Below are 11,568 nucleotides of genomic sequence, written 5' to 3'. Positions count from 1 at the left end.
TTTGCTTCACTTAAAAGAAACAGAATTTAGGTATAATACTCAAATTAAACAGCAAGATTTGTATAAAATCTTACTAAAATTGATAAAAAATAATCCGCTTAAGTTGTCTTGAGCCAAAAGTTTTTTTGGTTATTTTAGTAAAGCAATTTTTGCATTTGATTTTGTGAAATAGATTTTGATAATACAATGTTTTGATAGTGGTCGGAGTAGCGGGATTCAAACCCACGACCTCACCCACCCCAAGGGTGCGCGCTAATCAGGCTGCGCCATACTCCGATATATAAAAATCCAAAACGCGTATTATACAATAGTATTTTATGATTTTTGTATTTTTGGTTTTTTATTTTGTGTTAGATTTTTGCAAGATTTTTTAACGCTAGGTTTTTGCTAGATTTTGGGTTAGATTTTGCTTAAAATCCAAAAACCATAAAAGGAGTCCCAAAATGGCGTGGTGTAACTTTTGCAAAAAGCTAAGAGTGCGTAGCACGGATTTTATTTTTATGATAATAATGTGCGTGATTTTGTATTTTGTGTATAAATGGCAGTTTGAAAAAATCAGTGAGGAACGCGCCCAAAAACTACAATCCAAACAAACCCAACAAAAACCACAAACCCAAAAATCACAGCAAGAAGCGCAAACTAACGCCCAACTTTTGCAGATTATGCAGTTTTTGCAATCTGCGTGCGATAGAGGCGATAAGCAAGCCTGCGAGCAACTACAAAAACATAAATCCACTCAAAATCCTATGCAAAATCCATAAATAAAAATCTTAATTTTTTGCTTAATTTTTTAGTGTATAATGCAGGATTTCTAAACCAAAATCCAACAAATAAACGCGCACAAATCTAGCAAAACCTAAAATCTACCAAAATCTAATAAAAGCAAGGAAAAGCCTATGAATGCAGTAAAAACCATACTAGCCCATATCTTAAACTTTAAAAAAATCATAAAACACTTCACAAAAAATCTAGCTTCTATTCAACAAAATCAACAAAACCAAACTAGCAAAAAAATCTCAACTAGCTCTATGTTTGCAGTATTTTTGATAGGTATTTTTGGGCTAAATGGTTGCTTTGGATACAAGGCATTGCCAAATGTGCAAAATCCACAAGAAAACCAGCCACCAAGACAATGTGCCAAAATCCAAAGTGTGGTAATCGGGCTTTTAGATGATTTGCCTTGCGAGGATTGCGCTCAAAAAGATGGCATAAAAGAGCTAGAAACTCCCAAAAAAACAAAAAAGCAAAAAAACGCTAAAACTACTAAACAAACCAACACCGATAATAACGAAAATAGCACGCCAAATGAGCCACAAAATGTGCTAGGTATCACGCAAGATGAGGCAAATCAAGCCCTTTTAGCAGGGCTAAATGATTTATGTGATGAGCTACAAGAAAACTATGTGGTAAGCCTGCGATATGCTAGCAAAATGACGCAAAGCACCACAAAGGGCGTATTTGTCGCTACAAACACTAAGCAAGCAAGTGTAAAAATCGAGCTAGAATTTGTCCCAGATTTTTTCAATGGCGAGCGCAAAAGATTTAGCGCGAGGGCAAATGCACAAATGGAAATCAAAGGCAAAAAAGTGCTAGAAATCGGCAAAAAAATCGATTTAGAACCAAAAGATAAGGCGTATTTATTGCGTAAGGCTGTGGATTTGGCGATAAAAGAAATCACCAAAAACATAAACAAAGCTAGGGCAAGCGGGCAAAAAGAGGCAAAACAATAAAACGCATAGCAAATAAAAAACACAAAATCTATTGTGTAGCAAAATCTATTTTTATCGCAAAATCAAAACAAAGGTAGCAAAATCTATGAAAAATATTGTGTTTGTTATGTTTATTGGATTTTTTATGATAGATTTTGGATTTTGCACGCAAGCCATCACGCACACTACCTCACAAACTATCGCAAAATCAACCACACAACCCCCCCAAAAACTAACAAAACAAAATCCACAAACTACACAAACCCCACAAGACTTTACAAAAATCGCCACAAAAAACACAAACAAGCAATCTAAAATCCCCCATAAGCAAAGCAATAATACAAATGCAAATCCCCAAAATATGCAGGCTTTTATTGTCAAATGCGAGCGGTGTATCATCTATATCTCGTTTGATGACATAGAAATGGCGAGGCTAAAGAGGGAATTTGGCGAGGAGGGATTTTATGAAGTGATTGATGATATGTTTTATCACAATGGCGAACTATGGGAATACGCACAGGCAAATGGCATAGAGGTTTTTTCTATCGACCCTAGCGAGTATGGCTTTGTCGCATTTGCCGATATGACGCTAAAGACAAGCGATTATAAGCGCACGCATTGGATGTATCTAAAAGATAGATTCCCCCAACAAATCGAATACCTAACCAATCCAAATGAGGAAATAAACACATATTTTAATATCCCTGCTTCATAGATTTTGCGCGCTTTTTTTGAGTGCATTTTGCAAAATCTACTTAAACATAAAATCTACTTAGCCACAAAATCTAAATCGAAAAAACGCGCATAAGCAAGCGCGCATAATGCAAAAAATCTTATTTTTCTATTCTTGCTTGTCTAAAAATACTTCATCACAAAAGCTATTTGCGTGCAAGTTTTTAAACGCATTTTGGAGGGATTTAAAAAGCATAGGATTGCTAGATTCTAGCGTGCTTAGTAGCTCTTTGGTATTTGCACGCGCTTTTGGGCGTTTATCCTCTGGTAGCCAATTTATCGGGCAGTTGCAATCTGGTGCGATATAGATATTATTACTTGCGATAAAATCACGGATTTGCCTCTCGCGCACAAAAATCATCGGGCGAACTACAAAAAGCCCATTTTGTGCTTTATAGATTGGCGGCATCGAGCGCAATGTGCCATTAAAAGTAAGATTCATCAAAAAACTCTCTGCTGCGTCATCTAGGTGATGTCCTAAAGCGATTTTATTAAACCCACCTTGCAAAGCCTGCGTATAGAGGCTACCCCTGCGCATACGCGAGCAAAAACTACAATAAATCGTCCCCTCTCTTTTATGCTCCTCTAAAATCTTATAAATATCAGTGCGAATTAGCTCATAAGGAATCTCATTTGCCTCGCAATACTCCGCTATGCACTCATACTCCCCACCTCTCCCATAGTCAATCGTAATCGCCTTAAACTCAAACCTAAAAGGCGCGTGCTTTTTCATATATGCCAAGATAGTAGCCAAAAGTGTAGAATCTTTCCCCCCGCTAAGCCCTAGCAAAATCCTATCGCCCTCTTTGATGAGTCCGTATTTTGCGTTTGTGCGCCCGACTATGTTTAGGATTTTTTTGCTTATGGTTGGTGGTGGCAAGTTTTTATTTGGGCTAAATGCGTTTTTTTCTTGCGCGTTTGTTTTTTGTGCCATTTAAGTGCCTTTATGAGATTTACCAAAATCTATTCTAGCAAAAATTCGTATTCATAGATTTTTGGCTCTATTTTTGTGGCTAAATCATTTAGAGTTAGGCGCAAGTTTGCTAGCAAATCATTATAATGAGAATCTTCACTTTTTGCATTTAGTTTGCCCTGTTTGCCGTTTTTAGATTCTGCTCGCCCTTGAAAATACTCTTTTATATCATACAAACTTGCGTCATTTAGGTATTTTTCGCTAGATTTTGCCTGCTCGTGATAATATCGCCATAGCTCTAATCCTGCGTTAAAAACGGCTTTTGCCTCGCTTGAAAAGATAATTTTTTCATTTGGGATAAAGCAATCAAGAAGTGTCCCATTTTTGACTTTGCCTTCGATAAATCGCGTCATAAAGTCGCTTCTAAACGCTTCTTTTGCACCGACTTCTTGCTCGCTAAATGGGATAAAGTGGTTTATGGATTTTAACCCACCCCCTTTCTCCCCCTCCGCAAGGGAGGGGGAATTTTTGGTAGAATCCACACGCGCAAGGGAATTTTTTTTACTACCCTCCCCTTGCGGGAGGGGTTGGGGGTGGGGTATATTTGCGCTAATGCGATTTTGTCCGTGAAATAGTGCGAAAACTAGGCAATCATTGTGAAATTCTTTGTCTTGTCGCCATTTTTTATTTGGATACAAAAATTGGTCTCTATTGTTTATCCACGATGATTTTATAACATGGCGGGTAGCGAAATATACAGAAACAGGAAAAAGATTATATTTATTAACGCTAAATTTTGTAATGCCTTTTGCGTTACCCACACCCTTGATTTTACTCCAAAAATCTATATTACAAAATTTGCTATTTTGAAAATCTGTCCCTTTCGTGCAAATCGCACAAAGTTCATCTGTGCGCTCATCACTAAAAAATTCTTTTATCCAATCATTGATTGTTTTTTGATTCGCATAAAAGTTCTTTTTGCCGATTCTCTTGTTATTTTCATTAAAAATATTCACTTTGACTTTTTTAATCTCTTTTTTATCACCCAAATTCCATACCAAAAAGCCGATAGGAAAATCACTATCTACATTATCAAAAGTATGTGCTGGAATCATAAATCCTTTTAAAAATTTTGCCTGAAAAATTTGGCGAAAATTTATAAAATTCGTTGCATTCACATATTTTAGCGTCCCAAAACTCCCCAAAATGCAGTTTGGAATCTCTTTATAAATTCGCATAAAAAACTGCACAAAAAGTTCTCTAATCGCCTTTTTAGATTCAAGTCTATATTTTTCGTGTATTTTTGTTGTATTAGAAACTCCGATAGCATTTTGTCCTGTGTTTGTGGTTGTCCTAGCCGAAGATACTTCTTTATACGGTGGATTGATAAATATCACTAACTTTTGCCTTTTAGACTCATCGCGCAAAATCTCTTGCAAAGATTGTGGCAATTTAGATTTTGCTAAAATCTTGCCATTTTTATCGACTTTGTCAAAAAACTCGTCATTTAAAAAATCAAATTGAAATATATGATTTTCTAGCAAATTTAGCTTATTGTTGCCCTTATGCAAATCGCTTTTATTTAGTTCTTTCATTATCAACACATCGCTTAAATCAATCGTAGAAGCATAGATATTTCGCGCATTTTTTAGCCCTGCAAGTAAGTTCCCTGTCCCTGCAGCACAATCCCAAATATAATACTCCTCCTGCCAATTTTCCCCCAAGCAGTCTGCTAAATATTCCTGTGCTTTTGCTACCCAAACTTGTGGGGTAAAAAACGCCCCCTTGCGCTCTCTAATATCTTCGGGCGAGAGTTTATCGCGCCGCTCATAGATTTTATCCCAAAATTCCTCTTTTGGCGGGCGTTTGTAGCGATTCCAAAACTGCGCGTGAGCGGTATTATCATCATCTATAAAAACAATATCTTGCGTATTGTAACTAAAAAGCCCCTTGTCAATTTTAATGTTATAAAATAGTTTTTCCCTATTATTTTCTAGCCGTTTGTTTAGCAAAATGCGTAAGTTATGGTTTATAGTCGTATTATCCTCGCTTAGCAAGTCCGCTAGGAAAAAGTCGCTCTCCACCGCGATTAGATTTTCTCTTGCATATTTCCACGCATTTTGATTTAGATTGATAGATGGCAGGACGATTCTAGCCCATTGCAAATACACTGAATCAAAGTTTTCTAAATCAATTTCAATGGGGTTATTTTGCCCTTTTGCTATGGTATTTTTGATAAAATCGCGCAGGATTGCGCCGTCTTTTTCGTAATAAAACATAGTGCAATGTTTATCTAAAATCTCGCTTGTTAGTTCTCGCATTCGCACAAAAGATTCTGCGCTGTGATTGCTTGGCGTAATAGAAGTCCAATCAAAATCATTGCGCATAGTAAAATCTTTGATATATTTGTAGGGCAAAAAGGCGATTTTTTCGGCATCAAAAGCCCCGATAAATTCAGGGATATTATGCACTCGATATAGCTCATTTGCGCCAATAGTTAATATAATCTGGACTAAAGATGCGTATATATCAGTATCATTGCCTTTTTTTGCTTCCGCCCAAAGCGCGAAAATATCAAAAAGCCCGCCTTTATGCTCGTTTAAGATAAGCGCAAAATCAATTCTATCTAATGGCTCATAATAAAAATCACTGAAAAAATCCTCTGATATGCGTTGTTTTAGCGACTCTTCTTGTAAATCTATTGGATACATTTTTCCCCTTTTTGTGTTTTTTTTAATATTGATTTTTGCGCTTTTTAGAATCTATGTAGCTTGATTAGATTCTAGCTTTATCTCACAGATTGTGAGTGCAAGATACTATCGGCTAGCCCTTTTGTTTGGGCTTCATCTAGTATTTTTGCATCGTATTTGACAATGATAATTCCCTCGCTTTTATTTGCATAGGTTTCGATGATGCCCTCTTGTGCGTTTAGTCTAGCTAGGCTATCTAGGGGGTAGGATTTTAGTGAGAGGTAGAGATTTTTTTGCTTTGTTGGATTATCTAAAAAATACAGCGCAAAAAGCCACAAAACACATATTATCGCCACAGCTAAGCCAAGCTCCATTATCCCAAGCGTGTGGTATAAAATCCCCCCTAACATTCCCCCCACAAATGAACCTATGTAATTAAATGTAGTAAAAACCCCTAGCGCACTTCCACGATTATATGCTTTAGCATACTTACTTGTGAGAGATTGCATTATAGGCTCTAGCGTGGCAAATCCTAAAAAAAACAGCACAATCCCACCGATAAACACAAACAATATCTTGCTATGCCCACCATACGCGATTGCCACATAAGAGAGGGCAAAAAATGCGATACCATAGCCCATCACTAGCTTTGCTCTGCCGTATTTTTCAGCCAAAATGCTAGCGGGCGCTAGGGCAAGTATGGCTAAAATCGCAGCAGGCGTGTAGATTTTCCACAAATCCTCTTTGCCCATTTGCGCGATAGAGGCTAGCTCCTCTACAAACACAAGCGGAATCACCACAAAAATAAGCGTCATAAATGTTTTTTGCAAAAATGAGCTAAGATTCATAATGGCTAGATTTTTGTTTGTGAGAATCCGCCTCTCTGGCTCTTGCTCGTAGTCATATATGATTTTAGGTGTATTTGGCACGCAAAATCCCAAAAGCAACATAGACACAAAAGTCAAAAACGCCGTAATAAAAAACAGCCACTCACAGCCAAAATACCCACCAATAAGCGGACCTAAAAGCATAGCAAGAATAAAGCTAACAAAAATCCCACCACCCATTATCGCCATAGCCTGCGTGCGCTTCTCCTCACGCACAAAATCCGCAATCTGCGCACTCACCACACCGCCAATCGCCCCAGCCCCCTGCACAAGTCGCCCGATGATAAGCATCTCTATGCTATGGGCTAGCGCACAAATCACGCTCCCCACCAAAAAAATAAAAAGCCCAGCCATAACGACTTTTTTTCTATCGATTTTATCGCTTAAGATTCCAAATGGAGTTTGGAACAAAATTTGCGTAAGGTAAGCACCGCCAACTGCTAGCCCAAGTAGCAAAGGAGAGGTATCGCCAAAATCTTGGACATACAGCGCAATCACGGGCAACACAATAAAAAGCCCAAAAAATCGCAAGCAAACAACAAGGCTTAGTGGCAAAATCGTTTTTAGCATAAGTTATCCTTAAAAATGTGGGTATAAAAGAGGTAGGCATAAAAACTGCTAATTGTAGCAAAAAACAAAAATCATCACGCAAAATCATTTGAGATTTAGCGCAAAATGGGAGCAAAAAATGTTTAAATTCATAATCGCTAGCAACAATGAGGGCAAAATCCGCGAACTCCGCACAATGCTAAGTGGCTTTGGCGAAGTGATGAGTCAAAAGCAAGCGCATATTTCCCTAGAGCCAAATGAAAATGGCAGCTCATTTAAGCAAAACGCGCTAATCAAAGCAAAAAGCATTTACAACACATTGCCCCAAGAGAAAAAAAATACCTTTATAATAGCTGATGATAGCGGAATCTGCGTAGAAGCATTAGATGGCAAGCCCGGGATTTTTAGTGCTAGATATGCTAGCCCAAATAGCAAAAAAAATGCAAATGATGAAGCAAATCGCTACAAACTAATCTCTGAACTAAAAAAACAAAAACTAGCAGAATCTAGCGCGAAATTTGTCGCTTGCGTGGCTCTTGTGGGCGAGGGAGCGCACGGAGAGAGGGTGGAGTTTTGCGCTATGGGCGAATGCGAGGGCAAAGTAATCGCCCAAGAGAGAGGCAAAAATGGCTTTGGATATGATAGCGTGTTTATCCCAAAAGGCTTTGACACCACGCTAGCAGAAGTCGCCCCAGAAGTCAAAAACACGCTATCACATAGACGCAAGGCATTAGAGCAAATCAAAGAATTTTTAGAGCTTTTTGAACCAATGATAACTTGAGATTGGCTTGATAGCAATTTGAGATTGACTTAAAAAATATTGCTGTCATTGCTAGATTTTGCGACTTTGTTATAAATAAAGTCGCAAAAATCGTGGCAATCTAGTTTTTCTTTGAGATGCTTTGGTTTTTTGCAAAATCTCAATATGACAAATCATTAAGAAGCGCGATATATAACGCAAAAATATGCCGCGCTTGCATACAAAAAAAGGAAAAACAATGCAAAAAACACCAAATCTACCAAAATCTAGTAAAAACCCCCAATATATCGCTATCCAAACCACAACCCCCACCAAAAAAGAAGCCATAAAAATCGCAAAATACCTGCTAAAAAAACGGCTTTGTGCCTGCATACAAATCCGCAAAATCACCAGCCTCTATCAATGGCAACAACGCATTTGCAAAGACAAAGAATACCTTTTGCAAATCAAAGCACGCAAAAAAGACTTTGATACAATCGCATTTTATATCCATAAAATCCACTCATACAATATCCCCCAAATCATAGCCCTGCCGATAGAATCCATAAGCGAGCCTTATCAAAAATGGCTAGATAGTTGCACAAAATAAGACTTGATTTTGCGATTTTATTTTTGTAATGTAATTTTGCGGTTTGATTTTGTAATGCGAAATTGCATAAAGCGCAAAATCTAGTGAGATTTTTTTGCTAAAAGCTCTTGGCGCAAAGTGCGCAATTTTTGGCTTAGCCTCACTTCGTATATGGGAATTTGTAGATTTTGTGAATTTGCAAAATCTTGCGTGGTTTTTGCATTTGATAGATTTTGGCTATTTGATTTGCATTGTGGATTTTGGATTTGCTTTAGATTTTCATTTAGCTTGCTAACCTCATCTTTTGTATATGCGCGGATTTGGCTTAGAGTTGGCTTTTTATACACGCATACGCCGTTTTTAAAATATGTGATATGCAGCTCTTTTGAGATTAGATTTTCCCTCGCTAGATTTTCCTTTTTTTTGTCTAACTCCTCATCATACAAATACAGCTTATCAAACACCGCCTTGCCATTTGTAGCATCAAAAAATCGATATAGTTTTTTAAAATGTGGGAGGCTTATTTTGCTTGCTTCTTCGCTGATTTTTATCGTGGGGATTATTTCTCTTTGTCCATTTTTGTCTTGCTCTTTTGCTACGAGTTTATACACACAGCCAAGCACAGGCGCACTTTTTGCCGTGATAAGTCGCTCACCTACGCCAAATGCGTCAATGCACGCGCCATCTTGCAAAATCTGTTTGATTTTGATTTCATCTAGCGCACCACTAGCCACGATTTTTGCCTCTTTTAATCCCGCGCTATCAAGCCTTTTTCGTATCTCTTTTGATAGCGCACATAAATCGCCAGAATCAATCCTAACGCCATAATTTTTCGCGCTATTTTTTGTGGATTTTAGTAGCTCTTTTAGCGCGATTATGGCATTTTGTATCCCGCTATGGAGGCTATCATAAGTATCGATTAGCAAAATCGCGTTGTTTGGATACATTTTGCAGTATTGCCTAAATGCCTCTAGCTCGCTCTCATAAGCCTGCACCCAGCTATGTGCCATAGTCCCTGCGACTTTTATGCCATAGATTTTGCCTGCTAGCGTGCAAGCGGTGGCTTCCACTCCGCCGATATATGCAGCTCTAGCACCATTTAGCGCGGCATCGATTCCTTGCGCTCTGCGCGAGCCAAACTCCAAAATCGCTCTTTGTTTGATTTTACTTTGTGAATGTTTATTTTGCGCGTTTGGAGTGGTTTGCGCAGCGCGGACTATGCGATTTGTCTTGGTAGCGATAAGGCTTTGATGATTTAACGCTAGCAAGATAAAAGTCTCTAAAATCTGTGCTTCACTCGCCTTTGCCCGCACGGTCAAAATCGGCTCGTTTGCAAACACCACTTCCCCTTCACGCACGCCATAAATATCCCCGCTAAATTTAAACTCCGCTAAGTAAGCCAAAAAATCGGGGCTAAAAAGATTTTGCACGCGCAAAAACTCCAAATCCTGCTGACTAAATTGTAAGTTGTTGATAAAATCTACAATGCTATCTTGCCCGCTTGCAATCACAAATCCACCATTATCAGGCACGGAGCGAAAAAACACATCAAAATAACAAATGGTATCTTTTAAGCTAGATTTTAAGTATCCATTGCTCATCAAAAATTCATAAAAATCACACATTAGGGCGAGATTTTTTTCTCTAAAAATGGTTTTTGTATAGTGGTTTTGCGTGCTTTGTGGCAAATCTTGTGCGCTGTTTTTGGAGGTGTCATCTGTGGGTAATGTAGGAAAATCTAAGATAGGATTTTGGGAAGTATTTTTAATGTTTTGCCCCATTTTATGCCTTTAATATGCTATGTGATTTTATGTGTAGATATGTCGCAAATGCGTAAAATCTAAAAAACAAACGCTAGCTAAAATCCATAGAAATTTTAAAAATTGGCGTGTATTATAGCTTAGATTTTTGCAAATTATGCTTGCAAATTGTATTTAGATTTTGCATTAAGTCCTGCTACAAATTTGCAACATAATTTACAACAAAATCTACGCCAAAATAACAAAATGTAACCAAAATCTTATAAAATCTTAAGCGCATTTGCCTTTTAGGCATTGTGCTAATCTAAAAAAAGGACACTCAAATGAAAAACACTACTAAAAAAACTAGCAAACAACTACCAAACATTGCAAACACTGCAAAACTTGCAAATACCGCAAAAAACTCAAGCATTTCAAACTTTTTAAAAACTGCCAAAATCTCAAAAATCGCTTGTGGGATTTTGGGTGGCTATATGCTTTCAAGCTCTCCGCTTTTGGCACACGAAGTGTTTGATCCAAAAGCGCAAAAAAATCATTTGGTAATCCAAATGGAGATTTTGGATAATAAAGGCAACAAAAATGCTGGCGAAATAGTCGCTATTCAAACAGCGTATGGCGTGGCTTTTTTCCCCAATCTAAAAGGACTAAAATCAGGGATTCACGGATTTCATATCCACGAAAACCCAAGCTGTGGTAGCAATGAAAAAGGGCTAGGTATGCTAGCAGGCGGGCATTATGACCCAAAGAAAACAAATAAACATTCTTTTGCGTGGGACGATAAGGGGCATAAAGGCGATTTACCCGCGCTATATGTCGATAAAGACGGCAGTGCGACCAACCCCGTGCTAGCACCCAAAATCAAAAACTTAAACGAAATCAAAAACCGCTCACTTATGATTCATCTAGGCGGGGACAATCATAGCGACCACCCTGCACCACTTGGCGGTGGTGGGGCAAGAATGGCGTGTGGAGTAATCAAATAAAAAAGCACAAATGCAAA

Annotated in this window: 10 protein-coding genes, 1 tRNA gene and 1 pseudogene; 7 read left to right on the top strand and 5 right to left on the bottom strand. The window is 38.1% G+C overall.

The annotated features are described in order from the left end of the window. Positions 1-112, top strand: a pseudogene (locus tag ACWIX0_RS05180) (IS1595 family transposase); the annotation flags it as partial. Between the two features lie 86 nt (positions 113-198). Here the strand turns inward: ACWIX0_RS05180 and ACWIX0_RS05175 are convergent. Further along, a tRNA-Pro gene (locus ACWIX0_RS05175) sits at positions 199-276 on the bottom strand. A gap of 167 nt (positions 277-443) precedes the next feature. On the opposite strand from ACWIX0_RS05175, the gene ACWIX0_RS05170 reads away from it, so the two are divergent. The 3 genes from ACWIX0_RS05170 (at position 444) to ACWIX0_RS05160 (ending at position 2,424) form a co-directional block, all read left to right on the top strand. Continuing rightward, entirely contained in the window at positions 444-761 is a 318-nt protein-coding gene (locus tag ACWIX0_RS05170) for a hypothetical protein (RefSeq protein ID WP_454172538.1), read from the top strand. 135 nt (positions 762-896) lie between these two features. Beyond that, on the top strand, positions 897-1,730 hold the full coding sequence (locus tag ACWIX0_RS05165) for a hypothetical protein (RefSeq protein ID WP_454172536.1): 834 nt from the start codon (positions 897-899) through the stop codon (positions 1,728-1,730). An 85-nt stretch (positions 1,731-1,815) separates the two neighbouring features. Further along, positions 1,816-2,424 carry a hypothetical protein gene (locus tag ACWIX0_RS05160; RefSeq protein WP_454172534.1) on the top strand — a complete coding sequence of 203 codons (609 nt, stop codon included), beginning with the start codon at positions 1,816-1,818 and terminating at the stop codon, positions 2,422-2,424. 126 nt (positions 2,425-2,550) lie between these two features. On the opposite strand, the gene ACWIX0_RS05155 is transcribed toward ACWIX0_RS05160, so the two are convergent. The 3 genes from ACWIX0_RS05155 to ACWIX0_RS05145 form a co-directional block, all read right to left on the bottom strand. Next, on the bottom strand, positions 2,551-3,375 hold the full coding sequence (locus ACWIX0_RS05155; protein WP_454172532.1) for a tRNA 2-thiocytidine biosynthesis TtcA family protein: 825 nt from the start codon (positions 3,373-3,375) through the stop codon (positions 2,551-2,553). A 29-nt stretch (positions 3,376-3,404) separates the two neighbouring features. Beyond that, positions 3,405-6,065 carry a class I SAM-dependent methyltransferase gene (locus ACWIX0_RS05150; RefSeq protein ID WP_454172531.1) on the bottom strand — a complete coding sequence of 887 codons (2,661 nt, stop codon included), beginning with the start codon at positions 6,063-6,065 and terminating at the stop codon, positions 3,405-3,407. A 77-nt stretch (positions 6,066-6,142) separates the two neighbouring features. Further along, positions 6,143-7,501, bottom strand: a complete 1,359-nt coding sequence (locus tag ACWIX0_RS05145) for an MFS transporter (protein ID WP_454172529.1) — start codon at positions 7,499-7,501, stop codon at positions 6,143-6,145. 118 nt (positions 7,502-7,619) lie between these two features. Between ACWIX0_RS05145 and rdgB the strand changes: the two genes are divergently transcribed. Continuing rightward, on the top strand, positions 7,620-8,261 hold the full coding sequence (rdgB, locus tag ACWIX0_RS05140; RefSeq protein WP_454172527.1) for an RdgB/HAM1 family non-canonical purine NTP pyrophosphatase: 642 nt from the start codon (positions 7,620-7,622) through the stop codon (positions 8,259-8,261). A gap of 217 nt (positions 8,262-8,478) precedes the next feature. Next, the gene (gene cutA / locus ACWIX0_RS05135) at positions 8,479-8,829 is read left to right on the top strand and encodes a divalent-cation tolerance protein CutA (protein ID WP_454172525.1); all 351 of its coding nucleotides are present in this window, start codon (positions 8,479-8,481) and stop codon (positions 8,827-8,829) included. 80 nt (positions 8,830-8,909) lie between these two features. On the opposite strand, the gene ACWIX0_RS05130 is transcribed toward cutA, so the two are convergent. Next, positions 8,910-10,460, bottom strand: coding sequence for a nicotinate phosphoribosyltransferase (locus ACWIX0_RS05130; protein WP_454172544.1), 1,551 nt, complete (start codon positions 10,458-10,460; stop codon positions 8,910-8,912). A gap of 581 nt (positions 10,461-11,041) precedes the next feature. On the opposite strand from ACWIX0_RS05130, the gene ACWIX0_RS05125 reads away from it, so the two are divergent. Then, the gene (locus tag ACWIX0_RS05125) at positions 11,042-11,551 is read left to right on the top strand and encodes a superoxide dismutase family protein (RefSeq protein ID WP_454172542.1); all 510 of its coding nucleotides are present in this window, start codon (positions 11,042-11,044) and stop codon (positions 11,549-11,551) included. The last annotated feature ends 17 nt before the right edge of the window (positions 11,552-11,568 follow it).

This window comes from Helicobacter sp. T3_23-1059 (genome assembly GCF_053654515.1).
The sequence above is the reverse complement of the archived record's forward strand: the minus strand, read 5'-3'. Positions and strand labels throughout refer to the sequence as shown.

What these genes read in the sequence shown, in the direction of transcription:
- ACWIX0_RS05150 (WP_454172531.1), bottom strand. Translation starts at nt 6,065, where the DNA reads ATGTATCCAATAGATTTACAAGAAGAGTCGCTAAAACAACGCATATCA.
- ACWIX0_RS05165 (WP_454172536.1), top strand. Translation starts at nt 897, where the DNA reads ATGAATGCAGTAAAAACCATACTAGCCCATATCTTAAACTTTAAAAAA.
- ACWIX0_RS05155 (WP_454172532.1), bottom strand. Translation starts at nt 3,375, where the DNA reads ATGGCACAAAAAACAAACGCGCAAGAAAAAAACGCATTTAGCCCAAAT.
- rdgB (WP_454172527.1), top strand. Translation starts at nt 7,620, where the DNA reads ATGTTTAAATTCATAATCGCTAGCAACAATGAGGGCAAAATCCGCGAA.
- ACWIX0_RS05125 (WP_454172542.1), top strand. Translation starts at nt 11,042, where the DNA reads ATGCTTTCAAGCTCTCCGCTTTTGGCACACGAAGTGTTTGATCCAAAA.
- ACWIX0_RS05160 (WP_454172534.1), top strand. Translation starts at nt 1,816, where the DNA reads ATGAAAAATATTGTGTTTGTTATGTTTATTGGATTTTTTATGATAGAT.
- cutA (WP_454172525.1), top strand. Translation starts at nt 8,479, where the DNA reads ATGCAAAAAACACCAAATCTACCAAAATCTAGTAAAAACCCCCAATAT.
- ACWIX0_RS05145 (WP_454172529.1), bottom strand. Translation starts at nt 7,501, where the DNA reads ATGCTAAAAACGATTTTGCCACTAAGCCTTGTTGTTTGCTTGCGATTT.
- ACWIX0_RS05170 (WP_454172538.1), top strand. Translation starts at nt 444, where the DNA reads ATGGCGTGGTGTAACTTTTGCAAAAAGCTAAGAGTGCGTAGCACGGAT.